This is a genomic window from Vibrio sp. 10N.222.55.B11 (assembly GCF_041473705.1).
GTDB classification, from domain to species: domain Bacteria; phylum Pseudomonadota; class Gammaproteobacteria; order Enterobacterales; family Vibrionaceae; genus Vibrio; species Vibrio crassostreae_C.
Map to the genome: position 1 here is coordinate 144,552 of NZ_JBFRST010000003.1, position 20,725 is coordinate 165,276.

At 43.7% G+C, this 20,725-nt stretch carries 14 protein-coding genes and 10 tRNA genes; all 24 read right to left on the reverse strand.

Annotation, left to right across the window (positions count from 1 at the left end; translation table 11 throughout):
- Positions 1-1,131, reverse strand: a complete 1,131-nt coding sequence (locus AB4503_RS01005; RefSeq protein WP_372113392.1) for a sodium ion-translocating decarboxylase subunit beta — start codon at positions 1,129-1,131, stop codon at positions 1-3.
- A 9-nt stretch (positions 1,132-1,140) separates the two neighbouring features.
- Positions 1,141-2,916, reverse strand: a complete 1,776-nt coding sequence (oadA, locus tag AB4503_RS01010; protein WP_017059560.1) for a sodium-extruding oxaloacetate decarboxylase subunit alpha — start codon at positions 2,914-2,916, stop codon at positions 1,141-1,143.
- A 31-nt stretch (positions 2,917-2,947) separates the two neighbouring features.
- On the reverse strand, positions 2,948-3,205 hold the full coding sequence (locus AB4503_RS01015; RefSeq protein ID WP_372113394.1) for an oxaloacetate decarboxylase subunit gamma: 258 nt from the start codon (positions 3,203-3,205) through the stop codon (positions 2,948-2,950).
- A gap of 375 nt (positions 3,206-3,580) precedes the next feature.
- Positions 3,581-3,657, reverse strand: a tRNA-Arg gene (locus AB4503_RS01020).
- Positions 3,658-3,738: 81 nt separating this feature from the next.
- A tRNA-Arg gene (locus tag AB4503_RS01025) sits at positions 3,739-3,815 on the reverse strand.
- A 57-nt stretch (positions 3,816-3,872) separates the two neighbouring features.
- Positions 3,873-3,949: transfer RNA gene (locus tag AB4503_RS01030), tRNA-Arg, on the reverse strand.
- 58 nt (positions 3,950-4,007) lie between these two features.
- Positions 4,008-4,084: transfer RNA gene (locus tag AB4503_RS01035), tRNA-Arg, on the reverse strand.
- A 79-nt stretch (positions 4,085-4,163) separates the two neighbouring features.
- Positions 4,164-4,240: transfer RNA gene (locus tag AB4503_RS01040), tRNA-Arg, on the reverse strand.
- Between the two features lie 80 nt (positions 4,241-4,320).
- A tRNA-Arg gene (locus AB4503_RS01045) sits at positions 4,321-4,397 on the reverse strand.
- Between the two features lie 67 nt (positions 4,398-4,464).
- Positions 4,465-4,541 (reverse strand) — tRNA-Arg (locus AB4503_RS01050).
- An 89-nt stretch (positions 4,542-4,630) separates the two neighbouring features.
- Positions 4,631-4,723: transfer RNA gene (locus AB4503_RS01055), tRNA-Ser, on the reverse strand.
- Between the two features lie 44 nt (positions 4,724-4,767).
- Positions 4,768-4,844 (reverse strand) — tRNA-Arg (locus AB4503_RS01060).
- Between the two features lie 43 nt (positions 4,845-4,887).
- Positions 4,888-4,980: transfer RNA gene (locus AB4503_RS01065), tRNA-Ser, on the reverse strand.
- A 474-nt stretch (positions 4,981-5,454) separates the two neighbouring features.
- Positions 5,455-5,652, reverse strand: coding sequence for a carbon storage regulator CsrA (gene csrA / locus AB4503_RS01070; protein ID WP_004415691.1), 198 nt, complete (start codon positions 5,650-5,652; stop codon positions 5,455-5,457).
- Between the two features lie 92 nt (positions 5,653-5,744).
- Positions 5,745-6,926 (reverse strand): aspartate kinase, encoded by a 1,182-nt coding sequence (locus AB4503_RS01075; RefSeq protein WP_017063224.1) that lies wholly within the window; start codon positions 6,924-6,926, stop codon positions 5,745-5,747.
- A 220-nt stretch (positions 6,927-7,146) separates the two neighbouring features.
- On the reverse strand, positions 7,147-9,729 hold the full coding sequence (gene alaS, locus AB4503_RS01080) for an alanine--tRNA ligase (RefSeq protein ID WP_372113396.1): 2,583 nt from the start codon (positions 9,727-9,729) through the stop codon (positions 7,147-7,149).
- 332 nt (positions 9,730-10,061) lie between these two features.
- Positions 10,062-11,102 (reverse strand): recombinase RecA, encoded by a 1,041-nt coding sequence (gene recA / locus AB4503_RS01085; protein ID WP_017056586.1) that lies wholly within the window; start codon positions 11,100-11,102, stop codon positions 10,062-10,064.
- Positions 11,103-11,241: 139 nt separating this feature from the next.
- A complete protein-coding gene (gene pncC, locus AB4503_RS01090; RefSeq protein ID WP_029235115.1) occupies positions 11,242-11,736 on the reverse strand; it encodes a nicotinamide-nucleotide amidase in 495 nt (164 codons plus the stop codon).
- Positions 11,737-12,150: 414 nt separating this feature from the next.
- A complete protein-coding gene (locus AB4503_RS01095) occupies positions 12,151-12,345 on the reverse strand; it encodes an AlpA family transcriptional regulator (protein WP_017088307.1) in 195 nt (64 codons plus the stop codon).
- A 210-nt stretch (positions 12,346-12,555) separates the two neighbouring features.
- Positions 12,556-13,686, reverse strand: a complete 1,131-nt coding sequence (locus AB4503_RS01100) for a macro domain-containing protein (RefSeq protein ID WP_372113398.1) — start codon at positions 13,684-13,686, stop codon at positions 12,556-12,558.
- A gap of 82 nt (positions 13,687-13,768) precedes the next feature.
- Positions 13,769-14,980 (reverse strand): RelA/SpoT domain-containing protein, encoded by a 1,212-nt coding sequence (locus AB4503_RS01105; RefSeq protein ID WP_076653072.1) that lies wholly within the window; start codon positions 14,978-14,980, stop codon positions 13,769-13,771.
- On the reverse strand, positions 14,977-15,444 hold the full coding sequence (locus AB4503_RS01110) for a Panacea domain-containing protein (protein WP_372113400.1): 468 nt from the start codon (positions 15,442-15,444) through the stop codon (positions 14,977-14,979). Before AB4503_RS01110 ends, AB4503_RS01105 begins: the two co-directional genes overlap by 4 nt.
- Before the next feature lie 158 nt (positions 15,445-15,602).
- Positions 15,603-17,495: a hypothetical protein gene (locus tag AB4503_RS01115; RefSeq protein ID WP_372113402.1), complete on the reverse strand. Its 1,893-nt coding sequence runs from the start codon at positions 17,493-17,495 to the stop codon at positions 15,603-15,605.
- A gap of 5 nt (positions 17,496-17,500) precedes the next feature.
- A complete protein-coding gene (locus AB4503_RS01120; protein WP_372113404.1) occupies positions 17,501-20,719 on the reverse strand; it encodes a type I restriction endonuclease subunit R, EcoR124 family in 3,219 nt (1,072 codons plus the stop codon).
- Positions 20,720-20,725 lie beyond the last annotated feature (6 nt).

Consider the following 20,725-nt stretch of genomic DNA (forward strand, 5'->3'; position numbering starts at 1 on the left):
CTAGCCCACGAGAGCTAATAGAATGCCCGCCGCAACCGCACTACCAAGTACACCGGCTACGTTCGGACCCATTGCATGCATCAATAAGAAGTTCTGAGGGTTTGCCTCAAGACCAACCTTGTTCACAACACGTGCCGCCATTGGAACCGCCGATACGCCAGCTGCGCCAATCAGTGGGTTGATGTCCTCTTTCGAGAATCGGTTCAACACCTTAGCCATCAATACACCACCCGCCGTACCGATACTGAACGCGACCGCACCTAAACCTAGAATACCCAGTGTTTCTAAGTTCAAGAACGTATCCGCTTGAAGCTTAGAACCAACCCCTAGACCTAGGAAAATAGTTACAACGTTAATCAGTTCGTTTTGAGCTGTTTTTGAAAGGCGATCAACCACACCCGCTTCACGCATTAAGTTACCCAAACAGAACATACCAACTAGAGGTGTTGCTGAAGGTAGGAACAAAATCGTCATCAGTAGTACAGCAAGCGGGAAAAGAATCTTCTCGGCTTTGCTAACGTGACGAAGTTGAGCCATCTTAATTTTGCGCTCTTCAGGAGACGTTAACGCTTTCATGATTGGTGGCTGAATGATAGGAACCAAAGCCATGTAGCTATAAGCCGCTACTGCAATGGCACCTAAAAGATCCGGAGATAACTTGCTTGCCAAGAAGATCGCAGTTGGGCCATCGGCACCACCAATGATCGCAATTGACGAAGCATCGGCCATCGAGAACTCCATTCCTGGAACGTAGTTCAGCAAGATCGCGCCAAATAGCGTCGCGAAGATACCAAACTGAGCCGCAGCCCCTAGCCACAACGTTTTAGGGTTCGCAATCAACGCACCGAAGTCCGTCATCGCACCAACACCCATAAAGATCAGCAGTGGGAAAATACCTGTCTCAATACCAATGTAGTAGATGTAGTAGAGCAAACCACCTGGATCAGTAAACCCAGCATTTGGAATGTTTGCTAATACAGCACCAAAACCAATAGGCAGTAGAAGTAACGGTTCAAATCCTTTACGAATTGCCAAAAACAACAGTAAGCAACCAACCAGCATCATACAGATCTGGCCGAACTCAAAGTTCGCAATCCCTGTTTCAGACCATAAGGTCATCAATCCTTCCATGGTACTCCCTTACGCTAAGCTTAGTAGTGGAGCGCCTACAGTAACTGCATCGCCTTCTTTAACATTCAATTCTTGAACGATACCACCACGAGCAGCACGAACTTCCGTTTCCATCTTCATCGCTTCTAGGATTAGTAGAACGTCGCCTTCAGAAACCTCAGTACCCGCCTGAACGTTTACTTTAAAGATGTTACCCGCCAATGGAGCTGGAACCGCTTCAGCGTCAGACGCTGCTACTGGTGCAGCCTGAGCAGGTTTTGCAGATGGCGCCACCGATGTCAGTTCACCTTGTGGGCCAACTTCAACATCGTAAACTTGACCATCAACCTTCACGCTGTAGCTTTCAATACCACCAGAAGCTTGTACAGGAGCTGCAGCAACTGGAGCCGCAACTTCTAGCGTTGGTGCAGGTTCAAATGCTTCAGGATTACGACGGTTCTTAAGGAACTTAAGACCCACTTGTGGGAAGAGCGCGTAAGTCAGTACATCATCAACCGTATCTTCAGCTAGAGAGATACCCTCTGATTTCGCTTTCTCTAACAGATCCGTCGTTAACGTATCCATTTCAGACTTAAGTAAATCAGCAGGACGACAAGTAATCGGCTCTGCACCGTCTAGAACTTTCGCTTGCAGTTCAGCATCCACTTCAGCAGGAGCTTGACCGTATTCACCTTTCAGTAGACCAGCAGTCTCTTTCGTGATGCTCTTATAGCGTTCGCCCGTTAAGACGTTAATAACCGCTTGAGTACCGACAATCTGAGAAGTTGGTGTTACTAAAGGAATGTAACCAAGCTCTTTACGTACGCGTGGGATCTCTTCTAGAACTTCATCCATGCGATCGGCGGCGCCTTGCTCTTTAAGCTGGCCTTCCATGTTAGTTAACATTCCGCCAGGAACTTGAGCGATTAAGATGCGAGAATCGACACCTTTTAGCTGACCTTCCCATTTCGCGTACTTTTTACGTACATCACGGAAGTAAGCCGCGATGGGTTCGATTTGGTCTAGTTTAAGATTCGTGTCGCGCTCTGTACCTTCTAACATCGCAACAACCGTTTCGGTTGGCGTATGACCGTAAGTACAGCTCATTGAAGAAATAGCGGTATCTAGAATGTCGATACCCGCTTCAACGGCTTTAACCGCTGTTGCAGTCGATAGACCAGTTGTCGCGTGGCTATGCAGTGCCAGAGGAACGTCACACGATGCTTTGATACGTGTAATCAGCTCTTCTGCTTCATACGGCTTTAATAAACCTGACATATCTTTGATACATAGTGAGTGACAACCTAGGTCCTCTAGGCGCTTAGCCAAATCAACCCAAGTATCTGAATTGTGGACCGGACTGGTTGTGTAAGACAACGTACCTTGAGCGTGGCCACCAACGTCGATCGTTGCTTTCACTGCTTTTTCAAAGTTACGCACGTCATTCATCGCATCAAAGATACGGAATACGTCCATGCCGTTTTTATGGGCACGTTCAACAAATTTTTCTACTACATCATCCGCGTAGTGACGGTAACCCAACAGGTTTTGACCACGCAGTAGCATCTGCATTGGTGTGTTTGGCATCGCTTTTTTCAGTTCACGCAATCGCTCCCATGGATCCTCTCCAAGAAAACGAATACACGAATCAAACGTCGCGCCGCCCCAAGTCTCTAAAGACCAGTAACCGACTTTATCCAGTTCTGCCGCAATTGGCAGCATATCTTCGATACGCATACGAGTAGCAAATAGTGACTGGTGCGCGTCACGAAGTACCACATCTGTGATAGCTAGTGGTTTAGACATGCTCATAAACTCCTTTTTAATCCTTTAAATGCTACTTAGCAGTTGACGCACGGTATTGATGAACCGCGGCCGAAATTGCTGCCACTACCTGTGGACTAACAGCTGAAGGGTTTGATTGTGATTTTTGAATTTTTTTAGGTGCTGCGATCGGCTCAGGTACTTCTTCTGGTACCAGTTTTGACATCAACCGAACGAGGTAAACTAGAATAGTTAGGAAAATAAAGACAACGGACATCCCCGTTATCATTAGAGTCGCCGCATCTACTAGCAGGCTTCCAATATTAGTCATGTTGCTTCCTTTCTTCGTCATCCTGACATACGTACAGGATTTCAGCGAATAGTGATCCCGACCCATGGATTATCTCGATTGGTAAAAGTTTGTCAATTTTGTTTAAGGTTCTGTTACGGATAACGCACACATAAGGTTAATTATTCGCCTATCAGATCACATAAATCTGTCAAATACGTCATTTTTAGATATTTAAACTGTGACTTAAACGGGGCTTTTCTGGGAATTGATATGAGAAAGGTGGAATAACAAAGAAGCAATCAAGAACTACTTTAAATACAACAAGTTAAACAACTAACAAATTTAACATTGTCGCAACAAATTTACAGCAGACATAAAAAAAGCCTCGTATAAACGAGGCTTTTTCTAATAATGTGGCGCGCTCTGGAGGATTCGAACCTCCGACCGCCTGGTTCGTAGCCAGGTACTCTATCCAGCTGAGCTAAGAGCGCACGGTTTTAATATCAATTCATTGTTACTAACAAGAGATCAATATAAGGATTTCATTCTTATAAGAAAAAAGCCCTAAATAGTGGCGCGTCCTGGAGGATTCGAACCTCCGACCGCCTGGTTCGTAGCCAGGTACTCTATCCAGCTGAGCTAAGGACGCACGGTTTTCGATATCAGTATTTCCAATATCAGGAGTTCACAAGGAAACCCTAAAGAGTGGCGCGTCCTGGAGGATTCGAACCTCCGACCGCCTGGTTCGTAGCCAGGTACTCTATCCAGCTGAGCTAAGGACGCGCAGTTTTCGATATCGGTATTCCCAATATCAGGGGTTCATAAAAGAAACCCTAAATAGTGGCGCGCTCTGGAGGATTCGAACCTCCGACCGCCTGGTTCGTAGCCAGGTACTCTATCCAGCTGAGCTAAGAGCGCACGGTTTTAGTATCAATTCGTTGTAAACAACAACTCAATACAAGGATTTCTGTTCTTATAAGAAAGAAGCCCTAAATAGTGGCGCGTCCTGGAGGATTCGAACCTCCGACCGCCTGGTTCGTAGCCAGGTACTCTATCCAGCTGAGCTAAGGACGCACGGTTTTTGATATTAATTTTCGACGAACGATTTATCAATATCAGGATTCACATTCTTATAAGAACTAAACCCTAAATAGTGGCGCGCTCTGGAGGATTCGAACCTCCGACCGCCTGGTTCGTAGCCAGGTACTCTATCCAGCTGAGCTAAGAGCGCACGGTTTTAGTATCAACTTAGTCAATACAAGGACTTTCATTCTTAAAAGAAATAAACCCTTAAATAGTGGCGCGTCCTGGAGGATTCGAACCTCCGACCGCCTGGTTCGTAGCCAGGTACTCTATCCAGCTGAGCTAAGGACGCACGGTGTTCATTCATTAAGAATGAAGTTGTGAAATATATCACATTCTTCTTGCTACGAAGAAAAAAAAAGGCCATCGGCCTGTAATGAATGGCGGTGAGGGAGGGATTCGAACCCTCGATGCAGCTACAAACCACATACTCCCTTAGCAGGGGAGCGCCTTCGGCCACTCGGCCACCTCACCTAATTCATTATTCTCAAATCACTTACAAGTAAGAGAAGAGAGAATGGCGCGTCCTGGAGGATTCGAACCTCCGACCGCCTGGTTCGTAGCCAGGTACTCTATCCAGCTGAGCTAAGGACGCACATTTACATTGTCTAAATTGCTAATTTTAGACTCGCAAGAAATGGCGGTGAGGGAGGGATTCGAACCCTCGATGCAGCTACAAACCACATACTCCCTTAGCAGGGGAGCGCCTTCGGCCTCTCGGCCACCTCACCGTCTTGCGGAGGCACATATTACGTTTTACCGAAAATATGTCAAACACTTTATTGAAAAAAATTGGACAAAAACACTCAACCGTTTGCTATTTAATCAAAGCGCTTGCAAATTGAACTTATAAGATTCAAATCGCGCTTTTTCCCTTAAAAATTAAGGTGAAAGATTGGCAATAATAAACAGCCGAAAACAATTATCTAATTTCTCCAGCAGCAAGTGCTACAGCTGATGGCACAATACTACGGGATGCGTATTTTCGCCATAGGGGAAGCGAATAAATCTTGAGTTTTGCCAAACAAAATACAGAGCAACAGTTCTGTTCAACCTTGTCTGTATCTCGCAGCATCACAAAGCATTCACTTCACCACTTTGAGACCGATCCGTTATCCAACCCATCTATGTCCCAATCAGTGTTTCGGTTCCCCAAGATCAAAAAAGGCTAGCAACAATGCTAGCCTCTTCTCTACGCAAAAGTATTAGTAGTTGCCAGATGCAACGTTACCATTACCTTTTTCAGCTTGAATGCGCATGTAGATCTCTTCACGGTGAACAGATACTTCTTTAGGTGCGTTAACACCGATACGTACTTGGTTACCTTTAACGCCTAGTACAGTAACTGTTACTTCATCACCAATCATCAGTGTTTCGCCAACGCGGCGAGTCAAAATTAGCATTCTTTGCTCCTTGAGTAATCTCTAAATTTATCTAGCTACGAGAGTATTATCCAACAAAAGTTATATTTTCGTAAACTATCGATTGAGTTTATTTAACCAAAATGCACTTCTTTTTTAGGATAACCCTGTGTTTCACGCGCTACGATGTATGCATTGTGTAATATGTTAGCAGCCATATCGACTTGCGTTGGTGATATCACCAAAGTTAAAGACTGCTGCTGCAATAAGTGATGCTGTACATCAATTTCGCCTTCAGACAACAATCCATGTGAACTGACCACAATTTCTTGTGTTCGGCTTCCTACCACAGTTAACAAACTAACCTGTTCACTATTACGGATTTTCTCAGCAAAAACTAGTTTTAATTTGGCACTTATGTCTTGTTTAATAATGAGTGCTGCCCGTTCTGTTTCCTCGATCACACTACAGACTTCGATCCCCAACAGTTGGCAATGTGAAATGAAAGACGGTAAATCTTCATTCAAACACTCGATACGCACCATATCTCTTTGGATGGCGATGCCAGCAATATCATTCAAACACTGATTACCCGCGATCAATGTGCCCTCGCCTTGTTCAAAGCTTGAAAGCACTCGCAATGACACGTTGTGCTGCCATGCATACTGAACACAAGGAAGGTGCAATACCTTAGCGCCTCGGCGAGCCATCTCTTCCATAGAAGGAAAGTCTAAAGTATCTAATTTCTGAGATTGTTTTACGACTCTAGGGTCACAAGAGTAAACACCATCTACATCAGTATAGATCTGGCATTCTTTCGCCTGCAAGGCACCTGCAAGCGCGACCGCTGTAGTATCTGAACCACCGCGGCCTAATGTCGTGATATCACCTTTCGCATTGAATCCTTGAAAGCCTGCAACAATAACAATCTGGTTGTCATCTAGCAGAGCTTGAATCGGAGCAGTATCAATACGCTCAATCGCCGCATTATTATGATTAGAATCCGTGTGTATCTTGGCTTGATAGCCAGTCATCGATGTCGCTTCATAACCTAACTTGTGTAACGTCATTGCTAACAAGGCCATGGAAACTTGCTCGCCAGCCGTTAACAACACATCCAGTTCTCTAGCGTTTGGTACGCTATCAACTTGCGTGGCTAAATTAACTAACCGATTTGTTTCACCAGACATAGCAGAAACGACAACCACGATCTGGTTCCCTTCATTTTTCGCTTCAATGATTTTTTCTGCTACATGATGGATTCGTTCAATTGAACCCACCGACGTTCCACCAAATTTCTGCACGATAAGAGGCATTTTCACCCGTCCTCACCTTCCCAAGACCAATGTCTATATATGACAAAAAAACACATACTCCGCGTCAGGGCGAAGCAATAAAAAATTAACCAAGGAGTCTAACGCCACCATTAGACTTCTTGGTTAATCTCAATCAAACCTTGTTTAAACACACTTCCAATAGGCAAAATAAAAGATGCCCAATCAACTGATTGGGCATCTTTGTATCAATTACTTAAGCTTAAAGACGCTCTTCTAGCCAAGTACGCACAGATTTAAGCGCTTCTGGCAGTGCTGCAACGTCTGTACCGCCCGCTTGAGCCATATCTGGACGACCGCCGCCTTTACCGCCAACTTGCTCAGCAACCATCTTGACGAGATCACCCGCTTTTACTTTGCCGATTAGGTCTTTGGTTACACCAGCAATCAAGCCAACTTTACCGTCTGCTACGTTCGCGATCAGGATGATGCCGCTACCTACTTGGTTTTTAGCGTTATCAACCATAGTACGTAGGTTCTTGTTGTCTGCGCCTTCAATTGCAGCAACCAAAACTTTAGTACCAGAGATGTCTTCTACTTTGCCCATGATGTTTGCGCTTTCTGCAGCAGCCATCTTTTCTTTAAGCAGTTGGATTTCTTTCTCTAGCGATTTCGCTTTCTTAGCTGACTCAGCCAGTTTCTCTTCGTAAGCGTTAGCTTGAGCTTCTACTGCATCTAGTGCAGCTTCACCTGTTACCGCTTCAATACGACGAATACCCGCAGCAATACCACCTTCAGAAGTGATCTTGAATAGGCCGATATCACCTGTGTTTGAAGCGTGGATACCACCACAAAGTTCAGTAGAGAAATCGCCCATAGATAGAACGCGAACTTCATCATCGTACTTCTCGCCAAACAGTGCCATTGCACCTTTTTCTTTCGCTGACTCGATGTCCATGATGTTCGTTTCAATCACATGGTTCTTACGAACTTGTGCGTTAACTAGACGCTCTACTTCTTTAATCTGTGCTGGTGTTACCGCTTCAAGGTTAGAGAAGTCAAAACGTAGGTTGTCTGGCTTAACTAAAGAACCTTTCTGAGCAACGTGCTCACCTAGCACTTCACGCAATGCAGAGTGAAGTAAGTGAGTGGCAGAGTGGTTTAGTGAGATAGCAGCTCGACGCTCAGCGTCAACCGTTGCTTCTACTTTATCGCCCTTAGCAAATACACCTTCAACTAGCTCACCGTGGTGCGCAAATGCGTTACCTAGCTTCTGAGTGTCTTGTACTTTGAAAAGACCCGACGCTGTTTTTAGTGTACCAGCATCACCACATTGACCGCCTGACTCAGCGTAGAATGGTGTCTCTTCAAGGATGATGATTGCTTTGTCGTCAGCCGATAGTGAAGCAACCTCTTCGCCGTCAACGAATAGCGCAGAGATTTCACCAGCACCTTCAGTTGCTGTGTAACCACAGAACTCAGTGTTGGTGTCTACTTTGATTGTCGCGTTGTAATCCGTGCCGAATTGGCCTGCTTCACGTGCACGCTTACGCTGTGCTTCCATCGCCTTCTCAAAGCCTTCTTCATCGATAGTAAAATCGCGTTCGCGAGCTACATCGTTAGTAAGGTCAGCTGGGAAGCCGTATGTATCGTAAAGTTTGAAAACTGTTTCGCCGTCAAGCTCTTTGCCTTCAAGTGCATCTAGTGCGTCATTAAGAATAACCATGCCGCGCTCTAGCGTACGACCAAAGTTCTCTTCCTCAATGCGAAGTACTTTTTCAACCAGCTCTTGCTGTTTCTTAAGTTCATCTGCCGCAGAGCCCATCACTTCAGCCAGTACGCCCACAAGTTTGTGGAAGAACACGCCTTGTGCGCCAAGCTTGTTACCGTGACGAACTGCACGACGGATGATACGACGTAGAACGTAGCCACGACCTTCGTTTGAAGGCATAACACCGTCAGCAATTAGGAATGAACAAGAACGGATGTGGTCAGCAATAACGCGTAGCGATTGGTTAGATAGATCGTCATGACCAACAACTTCCGCAGTCGCTTTGATTAGCTTTTGGAATACATCAATTTCGTAGTTAGAGTGAACGCCCTGCATGATTGCAGAAATACGCTCAATACCCATACCTGTATCTACAGCAGGCTTAGGTAGCGGTTCCATTGTGCCGTCAGCGTGACGGTTGAACTGCATGAATACGTTGTTCCAGATCTCGATGAAACGGTCACCATCTTCTTCAGGTGTACCAGGACGTCCGCCCCAGATGTGCTCACCGTGATCGTAGAAGATTTCAGTACATGGACCACAAGGACCTGTGTCACCCATCGTCCAGAAGTTATCAGACTCGAACTGTTTACCGCCTTCTTTGTCGCCAATGCGAACGATACGGTCAGCAGGAACACCTACTTTCTTGTTCCAGATATCGAATGCTTCATCATCTGTCTCGTATACCGTTACCAGTAGACGATCTTTTGGCAGTTGAAGAGTTTCAGTCAGGAATTCCCAAGCAAATCCAATCGCTTCTTCTTTGAAGTAGTCGCCAAAGCTGAAGTTGCCTAGCATTTCGAAGAACGTGTGGTGACGAGCCGTGAAACCTACGTTTTCAAGGTCATTGTGTTTACCACCCGCACGTACACAACGCTGAGCCGTAGTTGCTCGAGTGTAGGCACGCTTTTCGGCGCCTAAGAAGCAATCTTTGAATTGGTTCATACCTGCGTTAGTGAATAGCAGGGTTGGATCGTTATGTGGAACTAACGATGAACTGTCTACGATTTGGTGTTCTTTGCTCTCAAAGAACTTAAGGAACGCGTTGCGAACCTCATCAGTGCTCATGTACATGCAGCTCTTCCTGAAAATAGTCGAGTTAGAATTTTGCCGTATTGTAGATCATGGTTAAGGCTTCGACTAGTTTTCTTGTAGAAAAGACACCCTTGGGCAGGATTTTAGTGGGAATTCGATAAAATGAAGAATATTCCACTATATCTTGCCGTGGAAAAGCAGAACTAAATTGACGACCTAGTACCGAAGAAACTCAGTCAACGAGAGAGATTTGACCAAAGACATGCTCGACGGAGCAGATCCAATAAAAAAGCCCCGCATAAAATATGCGAGGCTTTAAATTCTTTCAAAGCGGATGCTTCTTTCAAACATCCACTCTATAAAACGTGAGCTTATAGCTCTTCGTTTTCTTCTTCTTTCTCTACGTCTTTCTCTTCAAGAACAGCAGGAGTCAGTAGTAACTCACGAAGTTTAGTATCGATCTCTAGAGCAACTTCTGGGTTTTCACGTAGGTATTTACCAGCGTTAGCTTTACCTTGGCCGATCTTATCGCCTTTGTAGCTGTACCAAGCGCCTGCTTTTTCTACTAGCTTATTCTTAACACCTAAGTCGATAAGCTCACCTTCGCGGTTGAAGCCTTTACCGTAAAGGATTTGAGTCTCAGCTTGTTTGAATGGTGCAGCAATCTTGTTCTTAACGACCTTGATACGAGTTTCGTTACCAACAACTTCATCACCATCTTTAATCGCACCAGTACGGCGAATATCAAGACGAACAGATGCGTAGAACTTAAGTGCGTTACCACCTGTTGTTGTTTCAGGGTTACCGAACATCACACCAATTTTCATACGAATTTGGTTAATGAAGATAGCCATACAGTTAGACTGCTTAAGGTTACCCGTCAGCTTACGCATTGCTTGAGAAAGCATACGAGCCTGAAGACCCATGTGGCTGTCGCCCATTTCGCCTTCGATTTCTGCTTTTGGTGTTAGGGCTGCTACTGAGTCAATAACAAGAACGTCGATTGCACCTGAACGAGCCAGTGCATCACAGATTTCCAGCGCTTGCTCACCAGTATCTGGTTGAGAAACAAGAAGTGCATCGATATCAACACCAAGCTTTTGAGCGTAGATAGGGTCTAGTGCGTGCTCCGCATCAACGAATGCACACGTCTTTCCCACTTTCTGTGCTGCAGCAATAAGCTCAAGCGTTAGCGTTGTTTTACCTGATGATTCTGGACCGTAAACTTCTACGATACGTCCCATCGGTAGGCCACCAGCACCTAGTGCGATATCTAGAGATAGAGAACCTGTAGAAATAGTTTCTACGTCCATTGTGCGGTTATCACCAAGACGCATGATAGAACCTTTACCAAATTGCTTTTCAATCTGACCAAGGGCTGCGGCTAACGCTTTTTGTTTATTCTCGTCCATTTCTATCTCCACATAATCGGTTGTCTCAACAAGCGATCTAGAATCTATTTCTAACCCACATAGGGGTGACTAATTGGCTTTCATTATACTGTTGATTCATACAGTGTCTATACCTGTATGAAAATAATTTGTACAAATGTTACTTACCTTCCATTGATAGGTAATCATAAATAACTTGCAGGGCATGGTGCGTGGCTTGTTGGCGTACTTGTGATCTGTCGCCTGTAAATACATGCGTTTCTACTTTATCCCAGCCATTTAGCGCTTTCCACGCGAAGCACACCGTACCAACAGGCTTATTTTCGGTCGCGCCACCTGGGCCAGCAATGCCACTGATTGATACAGAGATCGTCCCGTTTGAATGTTGTAATGCCCCGCTCGCCATTTCTATTACGACAGGCTCACTAACAGCGCCAAACTCCATTAAGGTTTTAAGTTGTACACCTATCATCTCTTGTTTGGCTTCATTGCTGTACGTAACAAAAGCGCGATCAAACCACCCAGAGCTGCCCGCAATATCGGTGACTGCACTCGCGACACCTCCGCCAGTGCAAGATTCAGCCGTCACTAACACGTGTTTGTGTTTAGCGAGTAAATGTCCAAGCTGCTCACTAAGGTCTTGAGTCATCTGCATCATCTGCTTCCCTTTATTTACTGTCATATCATTTGGATTCGCATCTTTTCGCATCAGCCGCTTTTCGCACGAAACGCTTTCACGTATCCTAAGCCGCAATAGAAATAAACGAAAGAAGTTAACTGTGAAAGCCGATCAAAAACATACTCCTGATGCATTAGTATGCAATTACTTTAAAAACAACAACTTAAATTAACACATATTTAAAAACCACACTTTTACCTACACTAACCAAAAAAGCTAACTCATTGATAGAAAAGAAACCTTAGTTCTCTATCTCGAATTCCAATCGGTTGCTTTTTGTCCGCACCTGCAAAGTTTCCAGTTACAAACTAAAGTATTCGGCAAACCTAAAACCGTGACATCCTATATCCTCGAAACAAAAAAAGAGGGCCTTAACCTGCCCTCTCAAATCTATATGTTCTGCCTTTCCGCGACTTGTGCTTTTATCCAGTTCTGAATGTCACTTTCAACCCAAGCAACTGAGCGACGGCTCAATCGTACTTGCTTTGGGAACCGACATTCTCTTATGCCCCTGTAGATAGCAGAGCGACTCAAAGTCGTCATTTCAATCACAGCTTCTAATTTTATTAACTTAATTTTATTCATGTCATGCCTTACCTGAATATTGATGTTCACGGTAATGACATATATCTAAAACATTTTGGATGACGCCGCCAACTCCTTGCCGCATTATCTATCGCTAAAAAATGAAACCCTTCCAACCAATATGACTGAAAGGGCTTTTTCATTAGCTAAGAACATAACCCGCATAATAAATTGCTCACCGAAATACAAAAGAGAGCATAGGGTTTCACATCACAACGTAGGCGCTTTACTGTCTAACCACCCTTGTTCACTCAATCGATTCCAAGCAGCCAAAATATGAGCTGATTTCATATTTGCTTTTCTCGCACTCCATCCATGAACACCATTAATCACATCTTCACTCGTTAGAACTTTATCACCATATTCCTGAGTTGCTACCCAATGAACAGTTGATAGTAACTCCATACCATTTTGAGACTCAAACCCTTCAATTAGCTTAGCTACCTTATCAAAGCGCTGTTTGGTCTCTGTATGCTGCTCAAGGTAATTAAGAGCCTCAATTACAGCATCGCCTTTAGGCTCAATCGGTGTTTCGGGCTTATTTAGACCATCGGCATAACCTGATATAAAATGGCCTTCCATTTTATCAAGCACATGACGAAGTACGTCAGCATAAGGACCATAGTGATGCTTTTGAAAGACAACCTTGTTTAATGGCTCACCAACCGCTGTTAGAAAGTACACGAGCTTCTGCACTTCAAGTAAAGATAAGCGATAACCAAATCCCGTTGACACATAGCGCTCTATCAAGCCAAGCACAGCCGCTCGGCCCGTTGTCATAGCAGGTCGTTTAGTTTTATTTAGCATAGCTTCTGCTTTAGGTGCTGCTTGTGGTGGGTAGATCCGCCATTCAACATCAGGCATATCAGCTAAATGTTCTTTAATGAGTAACTCGACTTGTTGCCAAGGTAATCCTCCCAAGCCACTACCTAATGCTGGGATAGCGACCGATTTAAGTTCTAAGCGCTTTACTTCTGCTTTTAAGCTATTTAAACCTTGCTCTATAAATTCAAGCTTAGAGCGGCCTTTCCAATGTGCTTTTGTTGGAAAATTAATCACATAAAATGGTGCACTGATTGAGTTTAGAGGTACGGATAATACTTGCCCGATTACGAGAGATTTATCATCACATGCTTTCTTATAAGCTTTAAAGTTATCAGGAAATGATTTTTTAAATTGCAGAGCTAAGCCTTTCCCCATCACGCCTACCGTATTTACGGTATTGATGATAGCGTCAGCCTGATCATGTAAAATATTACTTGTCTGATAAGTGAGCATAGTAATCTCTAGTAATACTATTCGGGTCGAGCAAGGACCTCTGGCCAGTGTTCCTTGAATCAAAATACTAACTTCATTGGCTATAGCTTGTGTCTAACGCTAGCTTACTTATAGATACAATAACCATTGGGAGAAGGGATCTCTTTTAACTACCACTGAACTGCATAGCCTCTTGAAGCAATAACATAAATGAAGCACAGTCACCTAAATAGTTTGGGTAAGCTTCTGATAGTTGTCCCATATTCTTAGTGGATATTAGAAGGGTATTTACTCCAGAATGACTACGAGTCATCTTTTCCGCAGCATTGTAAACCGAAATGGCTTTGCTGTAATTATCGAACTCCTCACTAAAGATAAGCTCCAATGAGTTCTCATTGACCATTAACAAAACATGTTCAGTTGCATCATCGCAACAAGCTTCTACTTTTTCAGATAGGATCCTAAAAGTTTTAAGCCTACCTAGCGCATTAATCTCGTCATTTAGCTCACGCAGCCTGATTGAGAATTGATCTTTATCTTCTTGACCTAACTCTATAGCCCCTTCAGCATCCGCTATATAACGACTCATGATTGAGAGAAGCTCTTCCCATTTAATTTGTAGGTCGTCTTTATCTTCATTGGCACTATGAGAATGAGTCTTTATCTTAGTTCCTTCCAAGATATCCACTATTTCAACGGTGGTCGCCCAAAGGTGCTGAAGCCTAGTCCGCAATTGAGCTTCTATGTTAAAGCTCTTGCCACTCGTATGATCATATCGATAAATTACATGTAAGCTTCTGTAACCACAGTCATTTGGCTTTGGATTAGAAATATAATTATCAATATCTTTAATTCTCACTCGACCTACTTTCTCAACAGTGCCTTGCAATTGAGATATTGCTAACTCCAATGACATCAAATCAGGGAATATCGCTCGACAGCCACCAATATCATTCATATTGGTGACACATGTTGCGTTCGCTGTGTTGCCATCAAGTGATTTGCGTTGAAGCTTATCGATTATAGTGTCTAAACGCTTTAACCGAGTTACAGGCTTAACATCGATACCAAGTTCACGACAACAACGCCCAACAAGATAGGCAATAGTATTGAGTGGCTTTTCATGAGCAGCGCGAAACTGTTGGATAGTAGCGGTGGCTGACTTAAGGTCACCTTCTTTTTTACGAAGTCGTCTACCTGCTTTTTTCACTCCATTATTGGAATAAAAAAAGTCTTCAGCAGCACGTTCATCTACCGTACGTTCAAGGAAGTCTTGAAAGTTCAGCTCGTAGTCATCATGGAAGGTCTTGGATGCTTGCTCAGCCGATGGAGTGTCGTCAATGAGGAAACTGACGACACTTTTTTCTTTGTCACTCACAGGCTGGCAGTACGCCCTGACTGTTTGATTTGCGTGTAGTGGGATTGAATTAGATGATCTGGTATCACTTTCTGGTGTGTCCCGTCCCATACTTGATGCCATGGGCTACCATCACGGTGTGTTAAGTCCACCAACTGTGGTCCACTTAAATCGCCTAATTTAGATACAACATCCTTCACAATAGATTCGCTTTCAGCATCTAGAACTAGATCGCCATATTCAGTAATGACGTTCGCTCCGTACGATTTAAAACGGAAATACACAGATGGCACAACTGGGCCAAACTTCCATGCAAATACGTCATCAACCACTAGAGGACGTTGAAAATGCGCTAAAGACAAGCCATGGCATACGTAAGTGAGTTTCTGTAGCTGCAAATTGGAGAAACATTTACCTTGCTCTTTCGCGTGCTTAAGCAAGCTCAATGCAACATCTACAGCGTTGTAGGTATGATAAGTTTTCATTTTATTTATCCAATTTCGTCTAAAAGGTTTACATTTTTCAGTCGATGCAACGAAAATAGTGTAAACCATAGCTGTATTTTAAGACAGTGATTTTATTTGAAGTTTTAGATGCTCATTCGTAAAGATTAGCAACCTGTTCGGTAAGTTTACTCACCACATCATTGAAGCGAAGCGTTATATGACGTCGAAATCCTCTTCCTTACGCGCTGTATAATAACAGCATCATGGCTGGTAAAATGATTTAAGCTTGAAAGTTTGGTGAATATCGGGCTATTCGTTAACTGGAGTTCATCGGCATATACATTGAGTGCATTGAGTAACCAACCTCCAAGCGCAACGACACCACCGCCTTTAATTCCCACTAGCTCCATTCCAGCCCCCGCAGCCACCGAAGGAAATCCTGATATGTTGAGTCGCGACATTCGGGTTTTATTGCTTTCAATTCTAGTTACCTCATCCTTAAGCGCTCTCAATTTATGGAATCGCTCACTTTCATCCATATTGGCGAACTGGTTAACGATACTAGGTAAAGAGCGAATCAGGCTATTTGAAAGCGCAGAATCAAGTTCAAGAATATCCATATCGTTATCAATAGCAAATATCTCATGAAGTAACATACCCAATTCAGATTCATGAATCTGCTTCGAGTCAGTACGAACACCATTGTAAAACCCACTAATCACCTGACACGCTGATACTTCGGAATATTGCTCCCCGTCAAAAGGAAAATGATGTGCGCTAAGTCCTTGAGCATATTCATACGCCATAGCCGCTGTTGATAATTCAAGATAAATATCTCGCCCTCTCAGCTCAAAACCTTTAGCTGCAATACTGGATAGCCCGAGTCGATGCGTTGATACAGCCCCCTCTCTATTGACCATATATTCGCCGCATTGCCATTGCTCTGAGAGTGTTTGAGCAAGGCTTTGTATTGAAGGGCTTTCAATACGAGAGCATTGATGAAGGAAGTGGTATTGCTCATCACTTGAGAAGGTTGTACCAATTATTCCTGATTTACCTTGTATACCTCGAATGGTTGAGGCCGCGAGCCGCCTTGAGAAAATGATAGAGCAAGGATCAACCATAAGGATATCAGACAGTAACTCTTGAGAATATCGCTCAAGGTTTTGTGGTGCCACAAACAACAACCGTCCACGTGCCACCAGCTCTCGAAATTCATATTTCCCCAACTGAAACATCTTATAAAAGTATTCAGAGTCTTTATTAAGTGGTAGTGCAATGATGACCTGTTCATATAAGGTTAAATAAACCCTCAAGTTTTGACGCGGAAAGACAGACGCATCCACAAAGCAGCGAGACTTTGGCTCTTCAAACTTGGGTAAAAGATATTGGCCTTTTTGGTCAACCTCATCTCCACTAAATACTGATTGCCTATTTTGAGCCCAAAAATCTTCATCCTCTTCATATCTAGTTAGCAAAGGTTTGGAGAACTGCTTTTGCATTAAACCACTAGCTGTCAGTACTAGATTGTTGCGAGTATTGGGTTCGTGTTCAACTTTTCCCGGAAAGTCAGGCATTGTAAGGTCAACATTAAAAACAAAATCATAACCTTGATAGCCTAAAGCCTCGCAGATTAGCTGCACCTCTTCTTGTTCACTACGAGTCAACTCAGATTTGAAGGTCAGGTTAAACTCGTTTGTGTTGAATAGGAAATCCACATGAAATGGGTGATACTTTTTAGGAATATGCAATACGAACAAATTAATGGTTTCATCGATAGTCATGGGCTGACCATGCGTGAGTGTTTTTTCCAGCTTGCTGCGAGACTCTATTAAACGAAACCCTTGTGTTATCTCACCCACGATCTTCGCTGGTGGTATACCAACGGTATGATACTTATCATAATGCTCCCTGAGTTCATCAAGAAGTGCATCATTATTCTCCGCATCCAATATAACCGCATACAGCTTCTCACCATCGGTAAAAAGCCCTTGATGAGAATACTGGTGGGTATCAAAACGAAATCGTTCATAATCATGCCTGATCGCATCCATAAGGGGGATACTGAAAGGGAGTGCTTTAGTATTCATCCCACTTAATTCTCACTTAAGAGCACTTCAGCTTGCCCAAAGATAAACTCTTGAAGGTACTTATCAATGCGCATGTTCAGTTTGAAAGGGGGGATCGTCGCGCCTTCAAGACGCTCAAAGTAGACTTTTGCCTTACTTCTATCGACCGTTGATTTCAGGGTATCAAAGCGACCAAAACGGTTAATGCTCTGCTCATTCACATTCCCGCCCATCAACTGGAGAAGTAAATCCCTATCTAAACCAAGAGCCTCAACAATAGCGGCTATTCGTAACTGTTCCTTCTGATTTTGATAGTCATTGATGTAGTCTCTAAAAGTATGGCCTTCAATTAACTGCGCATCTCCACGCTGCAAATCGTGCAGAAAGAGCTTGGCATACTTTTGTTCGCTTTGGCTCAGTGACGCAAATGACTTATGTAACTCATTGAGTGTAGTTTCAACGCTAGTAGAGTCTTGGTGCTGATTAAGCTCTTTTAGATATTTATCAAAGCGACTATTCATGTAGTCAGCGTCGATTTTGCCAGTGTCTATTTCAGTTAGATAACCACTGATATCAAAAGGGACATCACCACCTGAACCTTCACCATTGCCGTCCCCTTTGCCAGCAAGCTCTTTATAACGCTGAACTAAGCTCATGTAAGTGAGTTCATCGATAGCCAGAGTGACCTCACGCTCAGCACCATTCTCGCTTTCTAACGAGTCAGTGTAGGTAGACTGCTCCCAATTCAGACCTTGTACTTTGGCAGCTTCCAGGTGCTTGTTAAAGGTATTAAATAATTCGGTAAACTTAGCGCAGAGCTCTACATCGTCTGGCAGCGTTTCAAAATTTTCAATACCAGCATTAACAAACAGTTCAGAGATATCCGCTGACACCCTATTCATAAGTTCAATATTACTTGCTAGCCTATCAACAAACAGTCCAATAGGTTTGTCGCCGGAGTAGAGTTTGACAGCATCATTAATGTGCTGCTCCATGGTATGTGGATAGCGATAATAACGAACAATGCCATGAGGTTTGTCGGGACCAAACAAACGATTAGTGCGTGAGAAAGCCTGAATGATATTCTGATACTTAATCACTTTATCTAAATACAGCGTATTCAACCACTTGGAATCAAAGCCAGTCAGCATTTGATCGACCACGATTAGTAGGTCTAGCTGCTTTGAAGGCTCTTTGTGAATATTCTTGTATTGCTCTTTATGGGCAAGACGCGCAGCGATGTCTTTTTTAAAGGCCGAGTGACGGGCAAAATCAAACTCTAGGCCATAGCGGGCGTTATAATCGGCCATAATCTCTTCTAGACCATCACCTTTAAACGTAGGGCCACGGTCACCACTACCATCGTTCTCAATGTTAGGGTCAAATAGGGCTGATATTTTTAGCTCAGGTTTTTCTGCTTTTAAACGGCGATAATAATCAATCGCTTCAGCAATACTATTCGTGGCTAAAATGGCGTGAAATTTACTGCCTTGGCTCAGCACATCCCATTTATCCAAGATGTCAGCGACGACTTTTTCTTGGTGAGCATCCGTCAAATACTGGCTTTTTGGGACATAGTCTTCAATGCCTTTATGATATTTGCCTGCGGCGTCTTTAAACCCCGCCATCGGCACATCATTCATAAAGTGATTAAATTTTTTCTTTTTGCCAGACTCTGCCATCGCATCAATAACCGAGTCGGCCTTAGCTTGCTGTAAAGCGATCTTTTCTCTTAGTTCGCTATCCTTGAAGGTAGACACTTTGTAAGGGTCAAAACCCAACACGTTTCCATCACGAATACCATCGGCAATGCTATAGCGGTGCAATTCGTTACCAAACACGTCAGTAGTCGTATTACTGTTAACTTGGTTTTCTTCATGAATGGGCGTGCCCGTAAAACCAAAGAAGAGGGCTTTAGGGAAGGTTTTTTTCACCCTGACCAACATGCCATCTTTATTTTCTTCACCTGCACTCATCGTCGAGCGGTGTGCCTCGTCGATAATAAAGACCAAGCGCTTAGATCGAATTTTTTCAATATCAGCCGAGTTTGTTGCTACTCCCTCATCACCCGCTTCTTCAAAGATATTGCTCATTTTTTGAATGGAACTAACAATCAAAGTATCAGCAGGTTTAGTGCTCTTTAGTTTGGTCACCAGTACATGGGTATTCTCAGTGGCTTGTACCACTTCTCCATCACTGGCAAACCCTTGATATTCAATGAGAGACTGAGTACCAAGCTCGATACGGTCCATTAAGAAAATCACTTTATCGGCATCTTTTGATTGAGCAATCAACTGCGCTGACTTAAAGCTGGTCATGGTTTTACCAGAGCCTGTGGTATGCCACACATAACCACCTAGCCTGTCTTTATTGTTTACACCACCTAACTGCTTCCAGTTGGTTTTTGCCACTCGATCCGATATCGCATTCGCAGCGTAATACTGATAGCTGCGCATGACTTTAAGAACCCCATCAGTATTATCAGCGACGGTGTAAAAACCTATCAACTGATGTGCCATTGGGATAGATAGCAACTTAGAGGCAATATCCTTCCAATGATTCACAGGCTCGTTATTATAATCGGCCCAACTGAATTGATAGTCAGGGTTAAACTTGCCATCTAGTCCGGGGTTAGCAAAGTATTTAGCCTCATCCGGCTCCATGGCAACAAAGACTTGGATAAGCGAAAAGAGGCCGCTAAAAATGCCTTCTTTAGAGTACTTTTCAATTTGGTTGACCGCTTGACTCACCGGAACGCCGCTGCGCTTTAGCTCAATATGAATGACTGGCATTCCGTTTATTAACAACAGTACATCACCACGACGATCGTTGCGTAACGGGCTACCTCGTTCGAACTTGGGTTGCTGCACAATTTGGTAACGGCTTTGACCTGCTGCAATTTCTTGGCGGTCATAAATTTTCAAACTGACTTCTTTGCCATAGTGCAGCGAGTCATCAGGGTTGTCTCGTTTAATCGCGACCGTTTTACCATTAATTAAACCGTTGAGTTTGAGCGGCGTTTTCAACTCTTTTATCTGCTCAATAATCTGCTGCATTTCAGTTACAGTCAGCGGCACATCGTTTAAACGATCTTGTTGGCGGTTGTTTTCAAACAAAATGTTTGCCCAGTTTTGCAGCAACTCCGCTTCCGTTTTGTTTTTGAGAACTTCAGATTCCCACCCTGTTTGGGTGAGAACTTCAATAAAAGCCTGCTCAAATTGTGCTTCGGTTTTAAAGGTAGTCATACACGC